Consider the following 24,910-nt stretch of genomic DNA (forward strand, 5'->3'; position numbering starts at 1 on the left):
TACCGCGAAACTCTCTGTTCCCAGGCCTCAGACCGCGACCAGGCGCACGCTGGCGCCCTCGCCCACACCCAGCGCCTCGGCAGCCTCGGCACTGAGGCTCACCGGCTTGCCCGGCACCCAGTCCAGCTCGACCAGCACCGCACGGTAATCCTGCAGTTGGCCGTTGCACACCAAGTACGGGCGCCCGCCCTTGGCAGGCAGTTCCTCGAGCTTGACCGGCACCACCCTGCTCTGGGCGATCGAGCGGATGCCCGAGGCACGCGCATGCAAGGTGGGGCCGCCATCGAAGATGTCGATGTAGTGCTCGGTCTCGAAGCCCTCACGCATGAGGATGTCGAACGTGATTTGCGCGCGCGGATGCACCTGCCCCATGGCCTCCTGCGCAGCGTCCGGCAGCAGGGGTACGTAGATCGGGTAGTGCGGCATCAGTTCGGCGAGGAAAGTACGGCTCTTCAGGCCGCACAGGCGCTCGGCGTGGGCGTAGTTGAGGTCGAAGAAGTTGCGCCCTATGGCATCCCAGAACGGCGACTCGCCTTGCTCATCGCTGTAACCGACGATCTCGGTGACCACCGAGTCGGCAAAGCGCTCAGGGTGCGAAGCCATGAACAGCAAGCGACCACGCGAATTCAGCTCGGCCCAGCCACTGTTCACCAGTTCAGGCAGGACATAGAAGCTGGTCAGCAGGCTGTTGCCGGTGAGGTCATGGCACAGCGACAGCACGTGGATCTTGTTGTGGATCTTCAGCTCGCGGGAGGCGTGCACGAAGGTTTCGTTACGAAAGCTGTAGAAAGGCTCGGAGTAGCCTGCCGAGGCGACGATTGCCGAGCAACCGGCCAGCTTGCCGGTGACACTGTCCTCGAGCACGAAGAAGTAGCTTTCTTCGCCGTTGAAACTGACTTCGGCAGCAAACGACGTTTCCGAGGCGGCTATCTTGTCGCCCAGACGGGCAGCGTCATCTGGCAGCGAAGTGACACCAACGGGGCTGTCTGCAGCCATGCGCTGCACTTCGTTCAGATCAGCCATTTGCGCGGGGCGCATCACCAGCATGGTGTCACTCCTTTGGAAAAACTGGCCGCTCTGGCGGCACGGAAAAACGGCGGGCGCGTGTTGAGTCTGCAAGCACGCGCCCGCACTGGGATTCTGCAATCGCCGGCCCGACGGAGCCGGCGAAGGGACCGCCGGCGAATCAGGCCTGGGTCAGTTTGGCCACAGCCCGCTCGAAGCGGTCCAGACCTTCATCGATATCGGCATCTTCGATCACCAGGCTCGGCGCGAAGCGCACCACGTCCGGGCCGGCCTGCAGCACCATCACGCCTTCTTTCTCGGCGGCATTGAGGATGTCCTTGGCCTTGCCCTGCCAGGCTTCGGTCAGCACGCAGCCGATCAACAAGCCGACACCACGCACCTGAGAGAACAGGCCAGCCTTCTGGCCGATCTGCTCCAGGCGCGCCTTGAAGCGCTCGTGCTTGGCTTTGATACCGGCCAGGGTTTCTGGGGTATTGATCACGTCCAGTACCGCGCAGGCAACGGCGCAGCCCAACGGGTTACCGCCATAGGTGGTGCCGTGCGTACCGACCGCCAGATGCTTGGCAAGCTCAGTGGTGGTGAGCATGGCGCCGATCGGGAAGCCACCGCCCAGGCTCTTGGCGCTGGTCAGGATGTCTGGCGTCACACCGTAATGCTGATAGGCGTACAGCGAGCCGGTACGGCCCACACCCGTCTGCACTTCATCGAAGATCAGCAGGGCGTTGTGCTCGTCACACAGCTTGCGGGCGCCTTCCAGGTACGCCTTGTCGGCCGGGACCACACCACTCTCGCCCTGGATCGGCTCGATCACCACGGCGCAGGTCTTGTCGGAAATCTGTGCCTTCAGCGCTTCCAGATCGTTGTAGGGCACATGGCTGATGCCAGTGATCTTCGGGCCGAAACCATCCGAGTACTTCGGCTGACCGCCGACGCTGACGGTGAACAGGGTGCGACCGTGGAAGCTGTTCACGGCGGAGATGATTTCGTGCTTCTCAGGACCGAAGCGGTCATGGGCGACGCGACGGGCCAGCTTGAAGGCGGCCTCGTTGGATTCGGCGCCTGAGTTGCAGAAAAAAGCCCGGTCGGCAAAGGTGGCGTCGACCAGTTTGTGCGCCAGGCGCAGTGCCGGCTCGTTGGTGAAGACGTTGGAAACGTGCCAGAGGGTATTGGCCTGCTCGGTCAGGGCCTTGACCAGTGCCGGATGGCAGTGGCCCAAGGCATTCACCGCGATGCCGCCGGCAAAGTCGATGAGCTCGCGGCCCGACTGGTCCCACACGCGGGAACCCTCGCCTCGCACAGGAATGAAGGCCGCCGGAGAATAGTTGGGGACCATGACCTGGTCGAAATCGGCACGCTGCACCGGGGCTTGCTCAACGGACATCTGAGTCTCCTGAAGAGGAACGCTGGCCTGGAAGTGGCGAGCGATGGGGGGATTGTAAGGACTGATCTGCGCCTGTCCTTGCGGCCAAGCGACAACTTGTTACAGCGCAAAACCCAGTTTTATCCAGGCTTTCGGCAATGCGACAAACACTGTCGCAATCGCGCAGTGTAACGGCAGAGCGGGACTGGGTGAACGGGTGTTCACATAAGAAGATAGGCCGGCTGCACCGCCGCCCTCACCGCCAAGCCGGCCGCCACCGGGCCGGCGGCAACCCGATCAGCCTGGACGCTGGCTTGCAGGCGACAGAGGCGCAGTGCACCGGGCAGCGTTCAGCCCTTTTCGGCAGGCGCCGAACTCAATTCGAAGGGGCTGCTGTTACGCCGCTGGTTACGGTCTTCGCGGGGCGTGGCGCCAAAGAAATTGCGGTAGGCACTGGAGAAATGCGGGCCGGAGGAGAAGCCACAGGAAAGGCCGATCTGGATGATCGATTTGCTGGTCTGCATCAGCATCTGCCGTGCCTTGTTCAGCCGCAGCTCCAGGTAGTACTGGCTAGGCACACGGTTGAGGTACTGCTTGAAGATGCGCTCCAGCTGCCTGCGCGATACGCACACATGCTGAGCGATTTCGTCGGTGGTCAGCGGCTCTTCGATATTGGCCTCCATCAACAGCACCGCCTGGGTCAGCTTCGGATGGCTGGAGCCGAGGCGGTTTTGCAGCGGAATGCGCTGACGCTCCCCACCCTCACGGATGCGCTCGACTACCAGCTCCTCGGAAACCGCACCCGCCAGCTCGGCCCCGTGATCACGTGCCAGCACCGCCAACAGCAGATCGGTCACCGCCATACCGCCGCAGGCGGTCAGGCGATCACGGTCCCAATCGAACAGATGGCTGGTGGCGATGACCTTGGGGAAACGCTCGGCGAAATCGTCTTGCCAGCGCCAATGCACCGCAGCGCGGTAACCGTCGAGCAGGCCGAGCATGGCCAACGGATACACACCTGCAGACAGCCCACCGATGATGCAGCCGCTGCGGGCCAGTTGCTTGAGCGCCGTGGACAGCGCCGACCCCAATGCCTGGGGCAGTTCGTCAGCGAGCAGGAACAGCTTGTGACACCCCTCCAGGCGCCCGCTCCAGGGCTCGCCCGGCAGGCGCCAGGCGCCTTCCTGCGCAGGCTCGGCCTGGAGAAAGGCCAGCTCGTATACCACGTCAGGATGTACCCGCTGGGCCACCAGCAATACTTCCTCCGCCAGCGCCAACGTCAAGGGCTTGGTGCTTGGCCAGATGAGAAAACCGATTCGCTGGGTGGTCATAGGGTAAGGTCCGAAACCTGAAGTCGTTCGAGTCTGTGGCGCCAGGGCAGACTGCGCACTGCTGCGCAGCATGCCCTATTCTGGTGCAAAGGTGCAGCCTTTACTTCAGGCTGCCAGAGAGAAACTGCTTGAGCCGCTCCGATTGTGGGTTGACCAGCACTTCGCGCGGGCAGCCCGTCTCCTCGACCAGGCCTTTGTGCAGGAACACCAGCTGGTTGGACACTTCGCGGGCAAAGCCCATCTCGTGGGTCACCACCACCATGGTCCGGCCTTCCTGGGCCAGGGCCTGCATGACCTTGAGCACATCGCCGACCAGCTCCGGGTCCAGCGCCGACGTCGGTTCGTCGAACAGCATCACCTCCGGCTCCACGGCCAGCGCCCGGGCAATCGCCACACGCTGCTGCTCACCGCCGGACATATGCCCCGGGAAAGCATCCTTGCGATGGGCCACGCCCACCTTGGCCAGGTAGTGCTCGGCTTTTTCCAGGGCTTCCTTCTTGTTCACGCCAAGCACATGCACCGGCGCCTCGATGACGTTTTCCAGCGCGGTCATGTGCGACCACAGATTGAAGTGCTGGAACACCATCGACAGCCGCGAGCGCATGCGCTGCAGTTGGCGCGGGTCGGCAGCCTTGAGGGCGCCGTCCTTGCCGGCGACCATCTTCAGCTCTTCGTTGTTGAGCAGGATCTTGCCGGCGTGCGGCTGCTCGAGCAGGTTGATGCAGCGCAGGAAGGTCGACTTGCCCGAACCGCTGGAGCCGATGATGCTGATCACATCGCCTGCCTTGGCCGCCAGGGACACACCCTTGAGCACTTCATGGCTGCCGTAGCGCTTGTGCAGGTCTTGGACTTCTAGTTTGTACATGCTGTCGGTTCTCACAGAGCGTTCAGTGCTTGCGCGGCGCCAGGTAGCCGAGCCAGCGGCGTTCGGCCATCTTGAACAGGCGCACCAGGATGAAGGTCAGGCACAGATAGAACACGCCCGCCGTGATGTAGGCCTCGAAAGGCAGGTAATACTGGGCATTGACCGTACGTGCGGCACCGGTGATGTCGATCAGGGTGACGATCGACGCCAGGCTGGTGGTCTGCAGCATCATGATCACTTCGTTGCTGTACTGCGGCAGCGCCCGGCGCAAGGCCGAAGGCAGCAGGATGCGGCGGTACATCTTCATGCGTGACATGCCCATGGCCTTGGCTGCCTCGATCTCGCCATGCGGCGTGGCCTTGAGGCTGCCAGCGATGATTTCGGCGGTGTAGGCGCTGGTGTTGACGGCGAACGCCAGGCAGGCACAGAAGGTCGCACTGGAAAGCCACGGCCAGAAGATGCTCTGGCGCACTGCCTCGAACTGGGCCAGGCCGTAATAGATCAGGAACAACTGCACCAGCATCGGCGTACCGCGGATGACGTAGGTGTACAGCCAGGCCGTCATGTTCACCAGCGGCTGTTTGGACACCCGCATCAGGCCCAGCGGCACCGCCGCCAGCAAACCGAACAACAGCGACAGCGCCAGCAGCTTGAGCGTGGTCAGCAGCCCGCCGATGTAAAGCGGCATCGCTTCCCAGATGACGTTGTAGTCGAAGATCATAGCTCAGCCACCTTGACGCCCACCGAGTAGCGCTTCTCGAGATACTTGAGCGCCAGCAGCGAGACACTGGTGAGCACCAGGTACAGCGCAGCCACCGCCAGGAAGAAGGTGAAAGGTTCGCGGGTGGCGTCTGCCGCCTGCTTGGCCTTGAACATCATGTCCTGCAGGCCCACTACCGAAATGAGCGCCGTAGCCTTGGTCAGCACCAGCCAGTTGTTGGTGAAGCCCGGAATCGCCAGACGGATCATCTGCGGCACCAGAATGCGGAAGAACACCTGCCGCCCGCTCATGCCGTAGGCCGCGCCGGCCTCCGCCTGCCCCTTGGGGATACCAAGGAAGGCACCACGGAAGGTTTCCGACAGATAGGCGCCAAAGATGAAGCCCAAGGTACCGATCCCTGCCACCAGCGGATTCAGGTCGATGTAATCGTCATAGCCGACCAGCGGCGCCACACGGTTGATGATGTCCTGCCCGCCGTAGAAGATCAGCAGGATCAGCACCAGGTCCGGAATACCACGGATCACCGTGGCATACATATCGCCCAACCAGGCCAGCCAGCGCACCGGCGACAAGCGCAGCGCCACGCCAATCAGGCCGAGTACGATGGCCAGGGCCATCGACGACAGGGCGAGCTGCAGCGTCAGCCACGCCCCGTCGAGGATGACTGCCCCGTAGCCTTTCAACATGATGAGGTCCTCGACCTAGAGAATGAAAAATGGTGCAAACCTCAGAGCCTCTGCTGTTTGCACCATTGCACAGGTGAAACCCGACGTCTTACTTCGAGTCTGGACCGTAGATGTCAAAATTGAAGTACTTGTCCTGGATCGCCTTGTACTTGCCGTTGGCACGGATGGCGTCGATCGCGGCATTGATGCGCTCGGCGTTGGCCTTGTCACCCTTGCGCACGGCGATGCCGACACCGTCACCGAAGTACTTCACGTCGGTGAACGACGGGCCCACGAAGGCGAAGCCCTTGCCAGCGTCGGTTTTCAGGAAGCCGTCTTCGAGCAGGGTGGCATCGGCCACGGTGCCGTCCAGGCGGCCAGCGGCGACGTCCAGGTAGATTTCGTTCTGGGTACCGTACGGCACCACGGTAGCGCCTTGCGGGGCCAGCACTTCCTTGGCGAAGCGGTCGTGGATCGAACCACGCTGCACGCCGATCTTCTTGCCCTTGAGCTCAGCCAGGCTGTCGCTCACGGCAGTCCCTTCCTTCATCACGAGGCGAGCCGGGGTCAGGTAGTAACGCTTGGTGAAGTCGACCGACTTCTTGCGGTCTTCGGTGATCGACATGGACGACAGGATCGCGTCGATCTTGCGAACTTTCAGTGCCGGGATCAGACCATCGAACTCCTGTTCTACCCAGGTGCACTTGGCTTTCATCTCTTCACACAGGGCGTTGCCGATATCGTAGTCGAAACCAGCGATGCTGCCGTCGGGCTGCTTGAAGGCGAAGGGTGGGTAAGCGGCTTCGATACCGATTTTCAACGGCTTTTCATCAGCCTGCGACACCAGGGAAAACACGGAAAGCGCCAGGGCGCCAAGCAGTGCGAGCTTCTTCATCAGGTAACTCCATCGGTACGGGGCAATACAAGGCAGGAGTAACAACTGCCCGATATGCGAATGGGTACAACGCGAGCCGCGCAGGGTTCGACCAAGGTCGCAGACCACGAGCGAGTGAGTGGCATTTTAACGACAGCCCGGTAGTCGATATTTCTTCAAAGCGACAACTACTTACAGAAGCGCTTGAAACGGCAGCGGGCGAGGTTGACAGCCCCTGCAAGATATGCAAGAGCGCAAGAAAAACAACCTACAGACCTAGCAATTACTGGGCCTATTATTGGCAAAGCCTTGTACGACGGCAAGTGCAGCGTGCCGCCATGGGAAAAATGGCGCCATGAACGCACCGAAACGAGTCATGAGTGTTCCCGCTCGCCCCGTGACTGTGCGTAATCGGTGACAAACAGAGTTACCGATGAATGTCGGGTAACAGTAAAGCAAAAACCCCGCCGGTCGCCCGTACGGGGTTTTCGTTTGAAGCAGAACTGCGCTGCAGCCCTGCTCAGCTCATCAAGCCGATGCCAGGCTCATCGCTTTGTGCGTATCGATCAAGTGCTGCACCACGCCCGGGTCGGCCAAGGTGGAGATATCCCCCAGCGAGCCGTATTCCGCCGTGGCGATCTTGCGAAGGATACGCCGCATGATCTTGCCCGAGCGCGTCTTCGGCAGCCCTGGCGCCCACTGAATGACATCTGGCGAGGCAATCGGGCCGATTTCCTTGCGCACCCAGTTCTTCAGCTCCATGCGCAACTGCTCGCTGGGCTCCACACCGGCGTTGAGGGTCACGTACACATAGATGCCCTGCCCTTTGATGTCGTGCGGCACACCCACCACCGCAGCCTCAGCCACTTTGGCATGGGCGACCATGGCGCTTTCGATCTCTGCGGTACCCATACGGTGGCCGGAAACGTTGAGCACGTCATCCACACGGCCCGTGATCCAGTAGTAACCATCCTCGTCACGGCGCGCACCGTCGCCGGTGAAATACATGCCACGGAAGGTCTTGAAGTAAGTATCGACGAAGCGGTCATGATCGCCATACAGCGAGCGGGACTGGCCCGGCCAGGAATCGAGGATGACCAGGTTGCCCTCGGCCGCGCCATCGATCAGGTTGCCCAGGTTGTCCACCAGCGCCGGCACCACACCGAAGAACGGACGGGTCGCCGAACCCGGCTTCAGGCCCGTGGCGCCTGGCAGCGGGCTGATCAGGATGCCGCCGGTCTCGGTCTGCCACCAGGTGTCGACGATCGGGCAGCGCTCCTTGCCGACGGTCTTGTAGTACCAGTTCCACGCCTCAGGGTTGATCGGCTCACCGACCGAACCCAGCAGGCGCAGGCTCGAGCCATCGGCCCCCTCAACGGCCGCCTGCCCTTCGGCCATCATGGCGCGGATCGCGGTAGGGGCGGTGTAGAGGATGTTGACCTTGTGCTTGTCGACGATCTTCGACACCCGGGTAATGTCCGGGTAGTTCGGTACGCCCTCGAACAGCAGCGTGGTAGCACCATTGGCCAGCGGGCCGTAGACGATGTAGCTGTGGCCGGTGACCCAACCGACGTCCGCGGTGCACCAGTAGACCTCGCCGGGGCGGTAGTCAAAGACGCGCTCGTGGGTCAGCGCGGCGTACACCAGGTAACCACCCGTTGTGTGCAGCACCCCTTTGGGTTTGCCGGTGGAGCCGGAGGTGTAAAGAATGAACAACGCCTCTTCGGCGCCCATTTCCTTTGGCGCACAATGGCTGGAAGCCACCTTCATCAGGTCTTCGTACCAGATGTCGCGGTGCTGGTGCCAGGCGATGTCACCACCGGTGCGCTTGCACACGATGATTTTCTGCACGCTGCTGGTTTCAGGGTTGGTCAGCGCCAGGTCGACGTTGGCCTTGAGCGGAGTACGGCGGCCGCCGCGCAAACCTTCGTCGGCGGTGATCACCACCTTGGACTTGCAATCGATGATGCGCCCGGCCAGCGCTTCAGGCGAGAAACCGCCAAACACGACCGAGTGAATCGCACCGATGCGGGCACAGGCCAGCATCGCCACCACGGCCTCGGGGATCATCGGCATGTAGATGGTGACTACATCGCCACGGTGCACGTCCTGCCCGCGCAGGGCGTTGGCGAACTTGCAGACCTGCTCGTGGAGTTCGCGGTAGGTGATGTTGCGGTGTTCGGAAGGGTCGTCGCCTTCCCAGATGATCGCCAGTTGGTCGCCGCGCTCTTCGAGGTGGCGGTCCAGGCAGTTGGAGGAAACGTTCAGAGTGCCATCGGCAAACCACTTGATATCGACATGGTGATCGTCGAAGGAAGTCTGCTTGACCTTGGTGAAAGGCTTGATCCAGTCAATGCGCTGGGCCTGCTCACGCCAGAAGCCGTCCGGATTGATCACCGATTGCTGGTACATGGCCTTGTAGGTGGCCTCGTCGGTCAGGGTAGTGGCCGCAACCTCGGGACGAACGGGATACAGTGGAGCCGCACTCATCTGTGTTACCTCGGTGTAATAGTTGTTTTTGTATGGAACCGTTTGTAACTGTACCAGAGCGGCAAAAGCCATACGACGATGGTAGTAACGCGACGGGCTGCGCACCTCGTGACCCGCCGGAAAGGCTCTAGGCCGCAGCTGGCAGCCTGGCGAGAGGTAATGCACAAGATTTTGCCGGGGGGATTGTTACAGTTTCTGTCAAAAGGCGAAAAAACTTTATCAAAACCCCTACTGTTTCCCGTAATTACCCAGGCATAACATTCACCTCGCCAGCAACGGCAAGGCGATTAACAACTGGTAACAGTAACAGCCCCCACGAAGGCAATACGTTAATCCCACGCTAATCCGACAGTTGAACACTTGGCTTTACTTGTGGCGCCACAAGCGCCGCATGCCCTCTCACGACCTTAGACAGGTAAATTGAAAATGAAAGCGTTACTGGTATTGGTACTTGGCGGTCTTTGCAGTGCGGCAATCGCCGGTGAAGCAAAGGATGTCGAGCAGATTCCGGTTGAGCAGTACAGTTATTCGCAGCACCTGGACATCGCCCGCGTCATCTCCATGAGCGAAGTGCCAAACGTGTGCGAAGTCGTGCCGGCCCGCATGACCTATGAGGACTCCAAGGGCCAGAAGCATATTCTCGAATACCGCGTGATGGGTAACGGCTGCTCCAACGGCTGATGAATGATCTGGGCCCTGCGGGGCCCATTCATTAACGATTGCATAATGAACCGCTTGAGTTCACTCCAGCACTATTCGTTCGACTTGCCCAACGAATAATCCCGCAACTTATTGGCAATGGTCGTATGTGAAACACCCAGCCGTTTGCCCAGCGCCCGGCTACTTGGGTATTCACCGATCAGACTTTCCAGTACAGCCTTTTCGAAGCGCCCGACAATCTGCGAAAGATCACCTTCAAGGGTAAACTCACCCAAGGGTTGCCGTACGCCGTAATCCGGCAAGCGAATATGTTCGCTCTTCACCATTGCGCCTTCGCACAACGATACCGCCTGGAACAATACGTTTTCCAGTTGCCGGACATTGCCCGGCCAATGGTAGTGCGCCAGCTTGTCCATCGCCGCAGGCGCCAGGCGCGGCATGGCACAGCCAATCTGCCGGCTGGCCTGATCGAGAAAGTGCTGCACCAACCCTTCCAGGCCGTCCATGCACTCGCGCAACGGCGGTATGTGCAACGACAACACATTGAGGCGATGGTACAGGTCCTGGCGAAATTCACCCCGGGCGCACAGCTCGGACAGGTCCACCTGGGTGGCGCAGATCACACGTACATCCAGGTACACCTCTTCATCACTGCCTACCCGGCGGAAGCAGCCGTCCTGCAGAAAGCGCAGCAGCTTCACCTGCAGGCGCGGGCTCATCTCCCCCACCCCGTCGAGGAACAGTGTGCCACCCGCGGTCAACTCCAGAAGGCCCAGCTTGCCTTCGGCGCGCGCGCCCTCGAACGCACCGGGGCCATAACCGAACAGCTCGGTTTCCGCCATGGACTCTGGCAGGCCGGCACAGTTGAGTGCCATCAAGGGCGCCTGGCCCCGCGGGCTGGCCAGATGACAGGCACGCGCCAGCAGCTCCTTGCCGGTGCCTGTCTCGCCTTCGATCAGCAATGGCGCGTCCAGTGGCGCCATGCGCCGTGCCTCACGCACCACCGCCGCCATCACACGCGAGCTCTGGAATATGCTGTCGAAACCGCGCAGCTCCTGCTTGCGCACGCTGTAGATCCGCTCGCCGATGCGGTCGGCACGGTGCAGGGTCAATACCGCGCCAGCCAATGCCTCGCTGTCGTCATGCTCGGACTGCAACGGGGCGATGTCGGCCAGGAAAATGTCGCCTTTGACCTTGACCCGCAGGCCATTGATTCGCGATTTGTTAGCCCGCACCAGTTCCGGCAGGTCGAAGTCTTCGGCATAACGCGCCAACGGGATGCCCGGCACCTCGTCGACCCTCACGCCCAGCAACTGCGCCGCGGTGCGGTTGGCGGCGACGATGCTGCCACCCATGTCGACCGACAGCACCGGGAAGTCCAGGGCACCCAGCAACGCGTTGAGCTCCATGTGCCGTCGCTCACTGGGCATCAGGCCGACGCGCTTGACCCCGAACACCCCGGCGATCGACTCGAATTTCGGGCGCAGAGCCTGGAACTGCAGGTTGATCAGGTTCGGGCAGTGCAGGTAGATGGCGTTGCCATGGTCGCCACCGACTTCACCACGGAGCACGTTGATACCGTACTCCACCAACAGGTTGAGAATGTCGCGCAGGATGCCGATGCGGTTCTGGCAATGCACTTTGATACGCATGAAAGCTCTCGAAGCGGCGAAGTTTTTCAACAGGCCGCATAAAACCCGTAAAGAAAAGCTGACAAAAACACAGCAATGGTCAGCCCGACACACCAAATTTTCCGCGACCCTGCGGCATTTGTAAAATTATCGTTACGTAAATCACCTGAGAACTGCCGCCCAAGGGTTCGGGCACCCCGTGCAATCGGTCGGATGAAGGGATATTTCTTGGGTATGTCGTGGACATAACAATAAAAGCCCTCACCAGGAGAGCCACATGAAACAGACGCAATACGTGGCACGCGAGCCCGATGCGCAAGGCTTTATCGACTACCCGCAGCAAGAGCATGCGGTGTGGAATACCCTGATCACCCGTCAGCTGAAGGTCATCGAAGGCCGGGCATGCCAGGAGTACCTCGATGGCATCGATCAGCTCAAACTGCCCCATGACCGCATCCCGCAGCTGGGCGAGATCAACAAGGTGCTGGGCGCCACCACCGGCTGGCAAGTTGCCCGTGTGCCGGCGCTGATCCCTTTCCAGACCTTCTTCGAGCTGCTGGCCAGCAAGCGCTTCCCGGTCGCTACGTTTATCCGCACCCCGCAAGAGCTGGATTACCTGCAAGAGCCCGACATCTTCCACGAGATCTTCGGCCACTGCCCACTGCTGACCAACCCCTGGTTCGCCGAATTCACCCACACCTATGGCAAGTTGGGCCTGGCCGCGACCAAGGAACAGCGCGTCTACCTGGCGCGGCTGTACTGGATGACCATTGAGTTCGGCCTGATGGAAACCGCGCAGGGCTGCAAGATCTATGGCGGCGGCATCCTCTCGTCGCCCAAGGAAACCGTCTACAGTCTGTCCGGTGAGCCGGAGCACCAGGCCTTCGACCCGATCGAAGCCATGCGCACCCCCTACCGTATCGACATTCTGCAGCCGCTGTACTTCGTGCTACCGAACCTCAAGCGCCTGTTCGACCTGGCCCACGAAGACATCATGGGCATGGTCCAGCAAGCCATGCAGCTGGGGCTGCATGCACCGAAATTTCCACCCAAGGTCGCCGCCTGAGCGACCTCGCCGACAACAACTCGAATCGGAAAACACCTTATGAATGCCTTGAACCAAGCCCACTGCGAAGCCTGCCGCGCCGATGCGCCAAAAGTCACCGACGAGGAACTGGCCGAACTCATCCGCGAGATCCCGGACTGGAACATCGAAGTACGTGACGGTCACATGGAGCTGGAGCGCGTGTTCCTGTTCAAGAACTTCAAGCATGCCCTGGCCTTCACCAATGCCGTAGGCGAAATCGCTGAAGCTGAAGGCCATCACCCAGGCCTGCTGACCGAGTGGGGCAAAGTGACTGTCACCTGGTGGAGCCACTCCATCAAAGGCCTGCACCGCAACGACTTCATCATGTGCGCGCGCACCGACAAGGTTGCCGAAACCGCTGAAGGGCGCAAGTAAACGCGCTGGCCAAGGCCGCTGCGCGCCCTGTTCGCGGGGGGCGCAGCGGCCTTTTCGTGCCCGGGCAATGTCCGGTATCCGCCCGCAAAACCGACAAGCGACCGGGAAAAATTACAAACTGTCATCCAGACTTGTGTATCCTGCGTCAGCTTTGCGAAGCTCCAAACGCGCCTGGCGCAGCCTTTTGACTCACACTTGCGAGGAACGACGAGATGCACGAAATCCCGAATCTTCCCTTCCCAAGCCTGAACCCCGAAGAGCAAACCGTTGCCGCTCATTCCGAACCGACGCCTGCCGTCGAGGATGGCGACGATCAATCCAGCGCTGACCAGGAATAACCGCGCAACCCCGACTGTGTGAAAACGGCTGACTTTCGGACTACCGCTGTCATCACGTTTTCACACCGTCCAGAACCTCTGCCACGTAGGCCCCCATGCCCGACTCACCGCGCCCCCTTGCGGTCACCCTGCAAGTCGTCTCCATCGTCCTGTTCACCTTCATCGGCTACCTGAACATCGGCATCCCCCTCGCCGTACTGCCTGGCTATGTGCACAACGATCTGGGTTTCAGCACCGTCGTCGCCGGCCTGGTGATCAGCGTGCAATACCTCGCCACCCTGCTCAGCCGCCCCACAGCCAGCCGCATCATCGACAACCTGGGCAGCAAGAAGGCCGTCATGTATGGCCTCGCCGGTTGCGGCCTGAGTGGCGTGTTCATGCTCGCCTGCGCCTTTCTCACCCACCTGCCCTGGCTGAGCCTGGCCTGCCTGCTGGTCGGCCGCCTGGTACTGGGAAGTGCAGAGAGCCTGGTCGGCTCGGGCTCGATAGGCTGGGGGATTGGCCGGGTCGGCGCCGAGAACACCGCTAAAGTCATCTCCTGGAACGGGATCGCCAGCTACGGTGCACTGGCCATCGGCGCCCCACTGGGCGTGCTGATGGTCAAGCACCTGGGGCTGTGGAGCATGGGGGCGAGCATCATCGCGCTGTGCGCGGCAGGCTTGCTGCTGGCATGGCCAAAACGCGCTGCGCCGATCGTCAGCGGCGTGCGCCTGCCGTTTCTGCGGGTACTGGGCAAGGTGTTCCCACACGGTTCGGGCCTGGCCTTGGGCTCGATCGGCTTTGGCACCATCGCCACCTTCATCACCCTTTACTACGCCAGCCGCGGCTGGGCGAACGCAGCACTGACCCTGAGCCTGTTCGGTGCCAGTTTCATCTGTGCGCGGCTGCTGTTCGGCAACCTCATCAACCGGATTGGCGGGTTCAAGGTGGCGATCGCGTGCCTGTCGGTCGAGACACTGGGGCTGTTGATGCTGTGGCTGGCACCCAGTGCAGAACTCGCCTTGGCCGGCGCGGCGCTAAGTGGCTTCGGCTTCTCGCTGGTATTCCCGGCACTGGGCGTGGAAGCGGTGAACCAGGTTTCGGCAGCCAATCGCGGGGCGGCGGTGGGGGCGTACTCGCTGTTCATCGACCTGTCGCTGGGGATTACCGGGCCACTGGTGGGCGCGGTGGCCTCGGGGTTCGGCTTCGCTTCGATGTTTTTGTTCGCGGCAGCGGCAGCCTGCAGCGGGCTGCTGTTGAGCCTGTATCTGTACCGTCAGGCACGGCGTTTCAGGCAGAGTTGAGTGGGGGCGAAGCGCCCCCACTCCTCGCTTCAGCGGACGTACTGCAACACCACTTCCAGCGGATGACGCATCTGCCGTTCGGTCATGCGCTTGACCTGGCTACGACACGAATAGCCGGTTGCCAGCGCCTCCCCTTGTTTGTCCAGCTTGGTCGCCCAGGATTGCTCGAAGATGGTCCGCGACGCCTGCTGGTTACGTGCCTCGTGCCCGTAGGTACCGGACATACCGCAGCACCCCGTGGCCTCGGTCACCAGCTTCAGGCCCAAGCGCGCGAATAGCTGCTCCCACTGGCGGGTGCTGGCCGGCACGTTGGTTTTTTCGGTGCAGTGGGCCATCAGCCGGAAGCTTGCAGGCTCGGCCTGCCCCTGCTCGGGCAGCACCTCCATCAACCACTCCTGCGGCAACAGCACCTTGGGGCAGCCCTCCAGGCCCGGCACCTTCTGGTACTCCTGGCGGTAGACCAGGGTCATGGCAGGGTCCAGGCCCACCAGCGGCACACCGCAGTCAGCCAGGGCCTTGAGCTGGGTGGCATTGCGGATTGCCGCTTTGGCGAATGCCCCCAAAAAGCCCTGCACGTGCAGCGGCTTGCCATTGGCACTGTAAGGCGCCAGGAATACACGGTGGCCAAGGCGATTGGCCAGCTCGATGAACGCCGCCAGTAGCGGTGTCTCGAAGTAACGGGTGAAGGCATCCTGCACCAGCACGATGCTGCGCTCGCGCTGGGCCGGGGTCAGCTCGCGCAGCGCTGGAACGCTGGCCACACCAACCCGGCAGCGCGTGAGGGTGGACTGGAAGTTGAAGCGACTGATCAGCGGGCTGTCGACCATGCCGACCTTGTCCGCCAGCAACCTGCTGACCCACTTCGACCCCATCACCGCGTTGTACAGCCCAGGTGCATGGGCCAGGTAGGGGATGGTGAACTCCAGCGAGCCTATCAGGTAGTCACGCACCGGGCGCTGGTAGCGGCCGTGGTACAGCTCGAGGAAGCGCGAGCGGAAGTCTGGCACGTTGACCTTGATCGGGCACTGGCCTGCACATGACTTGCACGCCAGGCAGCCGGCCATGGCGTCGTAGACCTCATGGGAAAAGTCCTCCTGGCCCTGGTTGCGTGCCCGGTTGTTGAGCAGCCGCGCCGGCAGCCCTTTGAGCCAGGATGCCTTGTTGCGCGCCGCAGCCAGCACATCGATGTTCGCTGCACCCTGCAGGCGCAGCCATTCACGTATCAACGAGGCGCGCCCCTTGGGCGAATGCTGGCGCTCACGGGTGGCCTTCCACGAGGGGCACATGGCGTCGTTGGGGTCGTAGTTGTAGCAGGCGCCATTGCCGTTGCAGTGCACGGCGCTGTCGAAGTCCTGCCATACACGCTCGTCGATGGTACGGTCGAGGTCGCCCCGCAAGGTCACGCCATCTACCTTGGTCAACCCTTCGGCGCTGTCCGGCGGGGTGCAGATCTTGCCAGGGTTGAGTTGGTTGCGCGGGTCGAAGGCACCCTTGAGGCGCTGCAGAGCCGGATACAGTTCGCCGAAGTACTCCGGCACATATTCCGAACGCAACCCCTTGCCGTGCTCGCCCCACAGCAGGCCGCCGTAGCGTTTGGTCAACGCTGCCACTGCATCGGAAATCGGCTTGACCAGCGCCGCCTGGGCGGGGTCTTTCATGTCCAGAGCCGGGCGTACGTGCAGCACGCCGGCGTCGACGTGGCCAAACATGCCGTAGGCCAGGCCATAGCCGTCGAGCAGCGCGCGGAAATCGGCAATGTAGTCGGCCAGTTGCTCGGGCGGCACCGCAGTGTCTTCAACGAAAGGTTGCGGGCGCACCTCGCCCTCGACGTTGCCCAGCAGCCCCACCGAACGCTTGCGCATGGTGTAGACGCGAGTCACGGCCTCAGCCCCTTCGGCCAGGGTATGGCCCAGGCGCTCGACACTGGTGTCGCGCTGCAGGTGATCGATGAAGGCTTCAACCCGAGCATTGACCTCGGCAGGCTCATCGCCACAGAACTCTACCAGGTTGATACCCAGCGTCGGGCGCTGCGGGTCGGCCGGGAAGTACTCGGCAACGCTATGCCAGACGATGTCCTTCATCGCCAGCATCAGCACCTTGGAATCCACTGTCTCGATCGACAGGGGCTTGTGCGCCATCAGTGCATTTGCATCGCGCAGCGCGTCCATGAAGCTGGTGTAGCGGACGTTGACCAGCACCGCATACTTGGGAATCGGCAGCACGTTGAGCTTGGCTTCGACCACATAACCCAACGACCCTTCGGCGCCACACAGCACGCTGTTGAGGTTGAAACGGCCCTGCTCGTCGCGCAGGTGCGCCAGGTCGTAGCCGGTCAGGCAGCGGTTGAGCTTGGGGAAGGTGGCTGCGATCAGCTCGGCCTGGGTTTGCTGGATGTCGCGGGCAGTCCGGTACACCTCACCCACCCGACCGGGGGCCGCACAAGCCTGCTCCAGCGCCGCATCGTCGATCGGCAGGCTGTGCAGGCGCTCACCACCGAGCAGCACGCTGTGCAGTTCCAGCACGTGGTCGCGGGTCTTGCCGTAGGTGCAACTGCCCTGGCCGCTGGCGTCGGTGTTGATCATACCCCCGACGGTAGCGCGGTTGGAGGTGGACAGTTCAGGCGCAAAGAACAGCCCGTGAGGCTTGAGCGCGGCATTGAGCTGGTCCTTGACCACGCCAGCCTGCACTCGCACCCAACGCTCCTGGGCATTGATTTCGAGGATGCTGTTCATGTGCCGCGAGAGGTCGACCACGATACCGTCGGTCAGCGATTGGCCATTGGTGCCGGTACCGCCACCGCGTGGGGTCAGTTTGACCTGCTGGAAGCGTTCTTCGGCCATCAGCGCGGCCACCCGCGCGACATCGTCGGCGTCCAGCGGGAATACCGCCGCCTGGGGCAGGCGCTGATAGATGGAGTTGTCAGTCGCCAGCACGGTACGGGTGGCGTAATCGGCGCTGATCTGGCCACGGAAGCCGCTGTTGCGCAGGGCTTCGAGGAATTCTGGGTAACCGGCGCTTGGCGCAGTGGTCGGCAGTTGGGCGATCATCGAAGGATGGCCTCTTGAAATGGGCTAATTCACGGGATTCCTGTCGCCTTGGCATGGATCGAACCACGCAAGGATGACGAATGGGCCAATGTTCCTGTAGTTTCGCCCCAGGGGCAAACGGATAATCCTGCCGCTATCAATGACTTTAATGAATGAATTACCGTCACCTGACACCCTCCATGTCATTGCTGCTGGCTTTCGAGGCTGCCGCCCGGCATGAAAGCTACACCCGCGCCGCTGCCGAACTGTCCCTGACCCAGAGCGCGGTCAGCCGGCAAGTGCAGGCGCTGGAACAGCAACTCGGGCTGACCCTGTTCCGCCGCGAAGGCCGCCAGGTACAACTCACCGACGTGGGCCGGCTGTACCAGCGCGAACTCAGCGAAGCGCTGGGCCGCATCCGCAGCGCCACCTTGCAAGCCCTGGCTTACCAGTCCGGGGTCGGCACGCTGCGCTTGGCTACCCTGCCCACCTTCGGCTCCAAGTGGCTGCTGCCGCGCCTGCATGCCTTCTACAGCGCCCACCCGGGCATGCTGGTACACATTCATTCGCGGATCGAAGCGATCAACTTCGATACCAGCGAGATCGATGCCGCCATCGGCGTGGCCAGCCATGACCTGCCGGGGCTTATCTGCCATCGGCTGCATGCCGAGGAGCTGGTGGTGATCCTCCCGCCGCAAGCCGGCAGCGATGCCCAGGCCTGGGACCCGGCACGCATCAGTGCCGAGGTACTGCTCAACGTCGCCAACAATCCTCATGCCTGGGGCGAATGGTTTTCGCACCATGGCCTGGCGCACCGGGCGATGCGCCTGGGGCCGAGCTTCGAGCTGACGTCACACCTGATTCAGGCGGTGCGCGCAGGGATCGGCATCGGCCTGGTGCCGCGGATATTGGTGGACGAGGAGCTGGCCAAGGGCGAACTGTTCAGCCCGGGCACGGCGTTCGCCAGCCAGCGCAGCTATTACCTGATCTACCCCCCACGGAACGAAGCGCTGCCCTCGCTGCGGGCGTTTCGTGGCTGGCTGCTCGAGCAGATCTGAGTGCTTTCTCCCGTCACAGGCCCTGTCGCTGCCAAGGCGACGCAGAAAGCCTCCAGCAATGCCCGCAAAAACGCTGAGGGCAGGCAATGAAAAACCCGATGCCAGCTACCTGACATCGGGTTTCGTTCACCGCCCGCTGCGCTTACTTGGCAACAGTACCGGCTGCTGCGCCGTTGCCCAGCTCGCGGCGTTTGGGCTTGATGATGTAGAACAGGAACATCATCAGCACCCACACTGGAATGGCATATACCGAAACCTGGATGCCCGGGATTTGCAGCATGATGCCCAGGATCAGCACCACGAACGCCAGGCAGATGTAGTTGCCATAGGGGTACCACAGCGCCTTGAACAGCGGCTTCTGGCCGGTGCGGTTCAAATGCTGGCGGAATTTCAGGTGCGAGAAACTGATCATTGCCCAGTTGATCACCAGGGTCGCCACGACCAGTGACATCAGCAGCTCCAGCGCATCATGCGGCATGAAGTAGTTGAGCAGCACGGCGATCAGGGTAACGGCTGCCGACACCAGGATCGAACGCACCGGCACACCACGTTTGTCGACCTTGGCCAGCGCTGCGGGGGCATCGCCTTGCTCGGCCATGCCCAGCAGCATGCGGGCATTGCAGTAGGTACCACTGTTGTACACCGACAGTGCCGCCGTCAGGACCACGAAGTTCAACAGGTGGGCGGCCACATCACTGCCCAGCAGCGAGAACACCTGCACGAACGGGCTGCTGCCGTAGCTGCCGCCAGAAGCATCGATGCTGGCGACCAGGGTATCCCACGGGGTCAGCGACAGCAGGACGACCAGTGCACCGATGTAGAAGATCAGGATGCGGTAGATGACCTGGTTGATGGCCTTGGGGATCACGGTTTTCGGCTTGTCTGCCTCGGCTGCAGTGAAGCCGAGCATTTCCAGGCCACCGAAGGAGAACATGATGAACGCCAGTGCCATGACCAGGCCGCTGACACCGTTCGGGAAGAAGCCATCATGCGCCCACAGGTTGGTCACCGAAGCTTCGGGGCCGCCGCTGCCGCTGGTCAGCAGGTAGGCACCCAGGCCGATCATGCCGACGATGGCGGCGACCTTGATGATGGCGAACCAGAACTCGGCTTCGCCGAACACCTTCACGTTCATGAGGTTGATGACGTTGATCAGCAGGAAGAAGCCTGCTGCCGTGACCCACGTCGGGATCTCCGGCCACCAGTAGTGAATGTACTTGCCGACCGCCGTCAGCTCCGACATGCCCACCAGGATGTACAGCACCCAGCAATTCCAGCCCGACATGAATCCGGCAAAACCGCCCCAGTACTTATGGGCAAAGTGGCTGAACGAACCGGCCACTGGCTCTTCGACGATCATCTCCCCAAGCTGGCGCATGATCATGAAGGCGATGAAACCGCAGATGGCGTAGCCCAGGATCATCGACGGGCCGGCGTATTTCATCACGCCTGCCGAGCCAAGGAACAGGCCGGTACCAATCGCGCCGCCAAGGGCGATCAACTGGATGTGGCGGTTCTTCAGGCCCCGCTTGAGCTCGCCTGAATGCATGTTGTGTTCACTCATGAACGAAGTCACCTGCATTGTTTTTATCTGTGACGGAATCGGACCCACCGCGCTCGTGGCGCAGCGGAATGGGCAAGGTGGTTACCTTGGTTTCTTGAACACAGCCGCTGCCGGAGCGGATCAGCCGGGTGTGAGCAAGAGTGCGCGGTACGCAAGAGGGTCACAGGTAAAACGCGGCGCACTGTATACCCCTGCAAGCGCGCAGGCGTCAACGCGTTGCGTCGTTTCCTCAGAAAAAACGCAGCGATCCTGTGGTAGGAAGCCTAGAAAGGCGGAGTGATCGGCGTACATGGCGCCTCCATTTGTTGTTCTGTGTGCCCGGCTCTGTGGACGGGCTTTTGCGCACGGCAATGGTCGCTATATCAGCGTGGGACGGGGGTTTGAGCAATAGGGTTGACTGGCGCAGGTGGGGTCTTGGGCGGTGGGGCGCGGCAAGATCTGTTTACAGGGAGGGGGGCCGAGTAGAGAAAGCGGGTGAATTCGTATAGTTTTCTTTACAGCGCGGTTCGAAAACTTGCCAGTCGTCCGAAAAAATCTTTTTCTTCAATATCTTGGCGCGCGGAGAGGCGGGTGCGGAGCTGCTGCGGGCGCAGTAGGCCAGGATGCAGGTTGATGTATTGCCTGTCAGCGTTGTTGGGGCTGCTTTGCAGCCCATCGCCGGCAAGCCGGCTCCCACCTGGACCGCGTTGGGCTTCAGAAGGCCGGCCTGAAGGATGGGGTGGTGCCTGTCAGCGTTGCTGGGGCTGCTGTGCAGCCCATCGCCGGCAAGCCGGCTCCCACCTGGACCGCGTTGGGCTTCAGGAAGCCGGCCTGAAAAGGATGGGGTGGTGCCTGTCAGCGTTGCTGGGGCTGCTGTGCAGCCCATCGCCGGCAAGCCGGACCACAGGTCACCGCGCAAATCTGAAGACTGCGCGGTCCGGGTGGGAGCCGGCTTGCCGGCGATGGGCCGCACAGCGGCCCCAAGTCGCTTAACTGACGGGCCGTGGCGGATCAGCCGCGCGGCTTGCCGCGACCACGCCCTGCCGGCTTATCACCGTCAGGCTTGGCCGGGCGCTTGCGCATCTCGCTCGGACGCTCAGCAACGGCGCTGCCGCGGCTGCCCTTGCGTGGCGCCTCTTCACGCGGCTGGCGAGCCGGACGCTCGGCAGCCGCGGCATCCTGCGCCGGCCGCAGGCTGCGCACACGCTCGCTACGCCCCATCGGCCGCGTCGACTTGCGCTGCAGGCGCTCCATCTTGTCCTTGGCCTTCAGGTTCATGGCAGGCAGCGCCACCGGCTGCAGGCCCACTTCAGCGGCCAGGATGTCGATTTCGCCCTGGGTCATTTCACGCCAGCGGCCCATCGGCAGATCGGAGTTGAGGAACACCGGGCCGAAACGCACGCGCTTGAGGCGGCTGACCACCATGCCCTGCGATTCCCACAGGCGGCGTACCTCACGGTTGCGCCCTTCCATCACCACACAGTGGTACCAGTGGTTGAAACCTTCACCCCCTGGAGCCTTCTGGATGTCGGTGAACTTGGCCGGGCCGTCCTCAAGCATCACGCCCGCCTTCAGGCGTTCGATCATCTCGTCATCGACCTCGCCACGCACACGCACCGCGTACTCGCGGTCCATCTCGTAGGACGGGTGCATCAGGCGGTTGGCCAGCTCACCGTCGGTGGTGAACAGCAGCAGGCCGGTGGTGTTGATGTCGAGGCGGCCAATGTTGATCCAGCGGCCTTCCTTCGGCCGCGACAGGCGGTCGAACACGGTCGGACGGCCTTCCGGGTCGTCACGGGTGCAGATCTCGCCATCGGGCTTGTTGTACATGATCACCCGGCGCGTGGCCTCGGCGGCCTCTTCGCGCTTGATCAGCTTGCCGTCGACAGCGATGGCATCGTGCAGGTCGACGCGCTGGCCGAGGGTGGCCTCGACGCCATTGACCTTGATACGGCCCTGGCTGATCCAAGCCTCGACGTCACGGCGCGAACCCACGCCAATGCGCGCCAGCACTTTCTGCAGCTTTTCGCCGGCTGGCGGGGTGATTTCGGTGTTTTGCAGGTCTTGCTCACTCATCTGGGCACCTCCCGGTGTAGGAATGAAAACAGAGATTCTGGCGACGAACGCGCCAAAAAGTCGCGCATCATACGCGCTTCTAACGGGGAACGCACTGGAGCTTAGAGGGTTTTCAGGGGGTGAAGTGGTTTTCTGCCCAGCGGTTTCGTATTGAAAGCCCCGGCCTCATCGCCGGCAAGCCGGCGCCCACCCGACCGCGCAGCGCCTGTGATCTTGGCGCACAAGACTCAGGGCTGCAGCTTGCCTTGATCCTCGACCGAGGCCTCTGGCTCTGGCTCTGGCTCTGACTCTGGCGCATCCTGCTCTGGCAAATCATCGAAATCGGTCTTGAGCCCCTCCTCCATCGCATCCAGTTCCACCAGCAGGCTACGGAAGCTCGTCTTCTCCTCGGGTTCGGCAACTGCCTGCTCGTCGGCCAGGCTGGCATCGGCCAACGCCTGCAAATGCGCCGGCACCGGTGCATCATCCGGGTCGATCGAGGGCGCCGGCTCCATTTCACGCAGCTCGGCCAAGGCCGGTAACTCGTCCAGGCTCTTGAGGTTGAAATGATCGAGAAACGCCTTGGTGGTGGCGAACATCGCCGGCCGCCCAGGTACCTCGCGATGGCCAACCACCCGGATCCATTCACGCTCCATCAGGGTCTTGATGATGTTGCTGTTGACCGCAACACCCCGCACGTCCTCGATCTCGCCGCGGGTGATGGGCTGGCGGTAAGCGATCAAGGCCATGGTTTCGAGCAGCGCACGGGAATAGCGCTGCGGCCGCTCTTCCCACAGGCGGCCCACCCACGGCGCGAAATTCTCGCGAATCTGCAAGCGATAGCCGCTGGCCACTTCCTTGAGCTCGAAGGCCCGACCACTGCAGGATTTGCCGAGCACTTCCAACGCTTTCTTGAATACCTTCGGCTCAGGGCGCTCGGCCTCCTCGAACAGCTCGTACAGCCGTTCGAGAGATTGCGGCTTGCCTGAGGCGAGTAGAAACGCCTCGATCAGCGACGCCAGGTCGCGGGGTTCATTCAGATTCATCAGGTTCTTCGACAGACTCGGCACGCACCCGGACATGGATAGCGGCGAAAGGCTCATTTTGCACCAGTTCGATCAGCGATTCCTTCACCAACTCAAGAATCGCCATGAAGGTGACCACCACCCCCAGCTTGCCTTCCTCAGCCGTGAACAGTTCGACGAAAGGCACGAAGCCGCCGCCCTTCAGGCGCGCCAGCACTTCGCTCATGCGCTCGCGGGTAGACAGCGTTTCACGGGTGATCTGGTGGCTTTCGAACAGATCGTTGCGGCGCATGACTTCGGCCATGCTGACCAACAATTCTTCCAGGCTGACCTGGGGCAACAGCTTGCGCACCTTGGCCTGGGGCGCCTCCAGACGCGGCACCACGACGTCACGGCCAACACGCGGGAGCTCGTCGATGCCTTCGGCTGCAGCCTTGAAACGCTCGTACTCCTGCAAGCGGCGAATCAGTTCAGCACGCGGGTCGCCTTCCTCCTCCTCGACCTCGGCGGAGCGTGGCAGCAACATGCGCGACTTGATCTCGGCAAGCATGGCAGCCATCACCAGGTATTCGGCGGCCAACTCCAGGCGCACGCTTTTCATCAACTCGACATAACCCATGTACTGGCGGGTGATCTCCGCCACGGGGATGTCGAGAATGTCGATGTTCTGCTTGCGGATCAGGTAAAGCAGCAGGTCGAGCGGGCCTTCGAAGGCCTCGAGGATGACCTCCAGCGCGTCCGGCGGAATGTAAAGGTCCACCGGCATCTCGGTCAGGGCTTCGCCGTAGACCAGGGCCAACTGCAATTGCCGAGGCAGTTCGGCTTCGATGGCCGAAGCCTCGGGTAGCTCCATCTGGCTCACGCGTTGACCAGAAATGGCGTGGGGTCGCCGCAACCTTCGCGGATCAGTTCAGGCTCGTCGCCGGACAGGTCGATGATGGTCGAGGCCTTGAGGTCGCCGAAACCGCCATCAATCACCAGGTCCACATGGTGTTCCAGGCGCTCGCGGATTTCATACGGGTCGGTCATCGGCTCGGTATCCCCGGGCAGGATCAGGCTCACGCTCATCAGCGGCTCACCCAGCTCAGCCAGCAATGCCAGGGTGATGGCGTGGTCCGGCACGCGCAGGCCGATGGTGCGACGCTTCTCGTGCAGCAACAGCCGCGGCACCTCACGGGTGCCATTGAGGATGAACGTGTAGGGGCCGGGTACGTGGGCCTTGAGCAGGCGGAAGGTACCGGTGTCGACCTTGGCGTAAAGGCCCAGCTGCGACATGTCGCAGCACATCAGGGTGAAATTGTGGGTCTTGTCCAGCCCACGCAGACGCCGAACCCGTTCAATCGCTGCCTTGTCACCGATCTGGCATCCCAGTGCGTAGGCCGAATCGGTCGGGTAGACGACCACACCGCCCTTGCGGATGATTTCCACCGCCTGACGGATCAGCCGCGGCTGGGGGTTTTCCGGATGAATCTGGAAAAATTGGCTCACGAAGTCTTC

At 62.0% G+C, this 24,910-nt stretch carries 21 protein-coding genes; 6 read left to right on the plus strand and 15 right to left on the minus strand.

Annotation, left to right across the window (positions count from 1 at the left end):
* Positions 1-27: 27 nt before the first annotated feature.
* The 8 genes from aruF to acs form a co-directional block, all read right to left on the minus strand.
* Positions 28-1,047: an arginine/ornithine succinyltransferase subunit alpha gene (gene aruF, locus OSW16_RS19710; protein WP_039602670.1), complete on the minus strand. Its 1,020-nt coding sequence runs from the start codon at positions 1,045-1,047 to the stop codon at positions 28-30.
* Between the two features lie 139 nt (positions 1,048-1,186).
* On the minus strand, positions 1,187-2,407 hold the full coding sequence (locus tag OSW16_RS19715) for an aspartate aminotransferase family protein (protein ID WP_267817814.1): 1,221 nt from the start codon (positions 2,405-2,407) through the stop codon (positions 1,187-1,189).
* A gap of 329 nt (positions 2,408-2,736) precedes the next feature.
* Positions 2,737-3,717: a transcriptional regulator ArgR gene (gene argR / locus OSW16_RS19720; RefSeq protein ID WP_267817816.1), complete on the minus strand. Its 981-nt coding sequence runs from the start codon at positions 3,715-3,717 to the stop codon at positions 2,737-2,739.
* 100 nt (positions 3,718-3,817) lie between these two features.
* Positions 3,818-4,582 (minus strand): ABC transporter ATP-binding protein, encoded by a 765-nt coding sequence (locus OSW16_RS19725; protein WP_241804634.1) that lies wholly within the window; start codon positions 4,580-4,582, stop codon positions 3,818-3,820.
* Between the two features lie 22 nt (positions 4,583-4,604).
* Positions 4,605-5,303: an ABC transporter permease gene (locus OSW16_RS19730; RefSeq protein WP_241804635.1), complete on the minus strand. Its 699-nt coding sequence runs from the start codon at positions 5,301-5,303 to the stop codon at positions 4,605-4,607.
* Positions 5,300-5,989 carry an ABC transporter permease gene (locus tag OSW16_RS19735; protein ID WP_267817820.1) on the minus strand — a complete coding sequence of 230 codons (690 nt, stop codon included), beginning with the start codon at positions 5,987-5,989 and terminating at the stop codon, positions 5,300-5,302. The genes OSW16_RS19730 and OSW16_RS19735 overlap by 4 nt, the downstream gene beginning before the upstream one ends.
* A gap of 88 nt (positions 5,990-6,077) precedes the next feature.
* Positions 6,078-6,863: an ABC transporter substrate-binding protein gene (locus OSW16_RS19740; RefSeq protein ID WP_267817822.1), complete on the minus strand. Its 786-nt coding sequence runs from the start codon at positions 6,861-6,863 to the stop codon at positions 6,078-6,080.
* A 507-nt stretch (positions 6,864-7,370) separates the two neighbouring features.
* Positions 7,371-9,332, minus strand: a complete 1,962-nt coding sequence (gene acs / locus OSW16_RS19745) for an acetate--CoA ligase (protein ID WP_241804638.1) — start codon at positions 9,330-9,332, stop codon at positions 7,371-7,373.
* Positions 9,333-9,758: 426 nt separating this feature from the next.
* On the opposite strand from acs, the gene OSW16_RS19750 reads away from it, so the two are divergent.
* Positions 9,759-10,013 (plus strand): DUF2790 domain-containing protein, encoded by a 255-nt coding sequence (locus tag OSW16_RS19750; protein ID WP_241804639.1) that lies wholly within the window; start codon positions 9,759-9,761, stop codon positions 10,011-10,013.
* 71 nt (positions 10,014-10,084) lie between these two features.
* Here the strand turns inward: OSW16_RS19750 and OSW16_RS19755 are convergent, their stop codons facing one another.
* Complete coding sequence (locus OSW16_RS19755) at positions 10,085-11,644, minus strand: sigma-54-dependent transcriptional regulator (protein WP_267817825.1); 1,560 nt, start codon at positions 11,642-11,644, stop codon at positions 10,085-10,087.
* Positions 11,645-11,900: 256 nt separating this feature from the next.
* Here OSW16_RS19755 and phhA point away from each other — a divergent pair, with 256 nt between their 5' ends.
* From phhA to OSW16_RS19775, 4 genes are all read left to right on the plus strand, one after another.
* Complete coding sequence (gene phhA / locus OSW16_RS19760; protein ID WP_012315607.1) at positions 11,901-12,689, plus strand: phenylalanine 4-monooxygenase; 789 nt, start codon at positions 11,901-11,903, stop codon at positions 12,687-12,689.
* Between the two features lie 39 nt (positions 12,690-12,728).
* Entirely contained in the window at positions 12,729-13,085 is a 357-nt protein-coding gene (locus tag OSW16_RS19765) for a 4a-hydroxytetrahydrobiopterin dehydratase (protein WP_003254532.1), read from the plus strand.
* Positions 13,086-13,297: 212 nt separating this feature from the next.
* A complete protein-coding gene (locus OSW16_RS19770) occupies positions 13,298-13,423 on the plus strand; it encodes a hypothetical protein (RefSeq protein ID WP_256215917.1) in 126 nt (41 codons plus the stop codon).
* A 95-nt stretch (positions 13,424-13,518) separates the two neighbouring features.
* Complete coding sequence (locus OSW16_RS19775) at positions 13,519-14,706, plus strand: MFS transporter (RefSeq protein WP_267817829.1); 1,188 nt, start codon at positions 13,519-13,521, stop codon at positions 14,704-14,706.
* Between the two features lie 29 nt (positions 14,707-14,735).
* Here the strand turns inward: OSW16_RS19775 and OSW16_RS19780 are convergent, their stop codons facing one another.
* On the minus strand, positions 14,736-17,753 hold the full coding sequence (locus OSW16_RS19780; RefSeq protein WP_267817831.1) for an FAD-binding and (Fe-S)-binding domain-containing protein: 3,018 nt from the start codon (positions 17,751-17,753) through the stop codon (positions 14,736-14,738).
* Between the two features lie 152 nt (positions 17,754-17,905).
* On the opposite strand from OSW16_RS19780, the gene OSW16_RS19785 reads away from it, so the two are divergent.
* Positions 17,906-18,790 carry a LysR substrate-binding domain-containing protein gene (locus OSW16_RS19785; protein WP_267817833.1) on the plus strand — a complete coding sequence of 295 codons (885 nt, stop codon included), beginning with the start codon at positions 17,906-17,908 and terminating at the stop codon, positions 18,788-18,790.
* Between the two features lie 142 nt (positions 18,791-18,932).
* Here the strand turns inward: OSW16_RS19785 and OSW16_RS19790 are convergent, their stop codons facing one another.
* The 5 genes from OSW16_RS19790 to OSW16_RS19810 all read right to left on the minus strand — a co-directional run bounded on the left by OSW16_RS19790 (position 18,933) and on the right by OSW16_RS19810 (position 24,901).
* Complete coding sequence (locus OSW16_RS19790) at positions 18,933-20,354, minus strand: amino acid permease (protein WP_241804644.1); 1,422 nt, start codon at positions 20,352-20,354, stop codon at positions 18,933-18,935.
* A gap of 990 nt (positions 20,355-21,344) precedes the next feature.
* Entirely contained in the window at positions 21,345-22,409 is a 1,065-nt protein-coding gene (gene rluB / locus OSW16_RS19795; protein WP_267817835.1) for a 23S rRNA pseudouridine(2605) synthase RluB, read from the minus strand.
* Between the two features lie 227 nt (positions 22,410-22,636).
* Positions 22,637-23,434 (minus strand): SMC-Scp complex subunit ScpB, encoded by a 798-nt coding sequence (gene scpB / locus OSW16_RS19800; RefSeq protein ID WP_267817837.1) that lies wholly within the window; start codon positions 23,432-23,434, stop codon positions 22,637-22,639.
* A complete protein-coding gene (locus tag OSW16_RS19805; protein WP_241804692.1) occupies positions 23,421-24,146 on the minus strand; it encodes a segregation and condensation protein A in 726 nt (241 codons plus the stop codon). Before OSW16_RS19805 ends, scpB begins: the two co-directional genes overlap by 14 nt.
* 125 nt (positions 24,147-24,271) lie before the next feature.
* A complete protein-coding gene (locus OSW16_RS19810; protein ID WP_267817839.1) occupies positions 24,272-24,901 on the minus strand; it encodes an L-threonylcarbamoyladenylate synthase in 630 nt (209 codons plus the stop codon).
* Positions 24,902-24,910: the final 9 nt, after the last annotated feature.

It is taken from the genome of Pseudomonas putida (assembly GCF_026625125.1).
GTDB lineage: Bacteria > Pseudomonadota > Gammaproteobacteria > Pseudomonadales > Pseudomonadaceae > Aquipseudomonas > Aquipseudomonas putida_X.

Excerpts from the sequence above, each read along its gene's own strand:
- scpB (WP_267817837.1), bottom strand. The coding sequence starts at position 23,434 with ATGAATCTGAATGAACCCCGCGACCTGGCGTCGCTGATCGAGGCGTTT.
- acs (WP_241804638.1), bottom strand. The coding sequence starts at position 9,332 with ATGAGTGCGGCTCCACTGTATCCCGTTCGTCCCGAGGTTGCGGCCACT.
- OSW16_RS19730 (WP_241804635.1), bottom strand. The coding sequence starts at position 5,303 with ATGATCTTCGACTACAACGTCATCTGGGAAGCGATGCCGCTTTACATC.
- rluB (WP_267817835.1), bottom strand. The coding sequence starts at position 22,409 with ATGAGTGAGCAAGACCTGCAAAACACCGAAATCACCCCGCCAGCCGGC.
- OSW16_RS19790 (WP_241804644.1), bottom strand. The coding sequence starts at position 20,354 with ATGAGTGAACACAACATGCATTCAGGCGAGCTCAAGCGGGGCCTGAAG.
- OSW16_RS19770 (WP_256215917.1), top strand. The coding sequence starts at position 13,298 with ATGCACGAAATCCCGAATCTTCCCTTCCCAAGCCTGAACCCCGAAGAG.
- OSW16_RS19780 (WP_267817831.1), bottom strand. The coding sequence starts at position 17,753 with ATGATCGCCCAACTGCCGACCACTGCGCCAAGCGCCGGTTACCCAGAA.
- OSW16_RS19735 (WP_267817820.1), bottom strand. The coding sequence starts at position 5,989 with ATGTTGAAAGGCTACGGGGCAGTCATCCTCGACGGGGCGTGGCTGACG.
- aruF (WP_039602670.1), bottom strand. The coding sequence starts at position 1,047 with ATGCTGGTGATGCGCCCCGCGCAAATGGCTGATCTGAACGAAGTGCAG.
- phhA (WP_012315607.1), top strand. The coding sequence starts at position 11,901 with ATGAAACAGACGCAATACGTGGCACGCGAGCCCGATGCGCAAGGCTTT.
- OSW16_RS19775 (WP_267817829.1), top strand. The coding sequence starts at position 13,519 with ATGCCCGACTCACCGCGCCCCCTTGCGGTCACCCTGCAAGTCGTCTCC.
- argR (WP_267817816.1), bottom strand. The coding sequence starts at position 3,717 with ATGACCACCCAGCGAATCGGTTTTCTCATCTGGCCAAGCACCAAGCCC.
- OSW16_RS19750 (WP_241804639.1), top strand. The coding sequence starts at position 9,759 with ATGAAAGCGTTACTGGTATTGGTACTTGGCGGTCTTTGCAGTGCGGCA.
- OSW16_RS19765 (WP_003254532.1), top strand. The coding sequence starts at position 12,729 with ATGAATGCCTTGAACCAAGCCCACTGCGAAGCCTGCCGCGCCGATGCG.
- OSW16_RS19755 (WP_267817825.1), bottom strand. The coding sequence starts at position 11,644 with ATGCGTATCAAAGTGCATTGCCAGAACCGCATCGGCATCCTGCGCGAC.
- OSW16_RS19715 (WP_267817814.1), bottom strand. The coding sequence starts at position 2,407 with ATGTCCGTTGAGCAAGCCCCGGTGCAGCGTGCCGATTTCGACCAGGTC.
- OSW16_RS19785 (WP_267817833.1), top strand. The coding sequence starts at position 17,906 with ATGAATTACCGTCACCTGACACCCTCCATGTCATTGCTGCTGGCTTTC.
- OSW16_RS19740 (WP_267817822.1), bottom strand. The coding sequence starts at position 6,863 with ATGAAGAAGCTCGCACTGCTTGGCGCCCTGGCGCTTTCCGTGTTTTCC.
- OSW16_RS19725 (WP_241804634.1), bottom strand. The coding sequence starts at position 4,582 with ATGTACAAACTAGAAGTCCAAGACCTGCACAAGCGCTACGGCAGCCAT.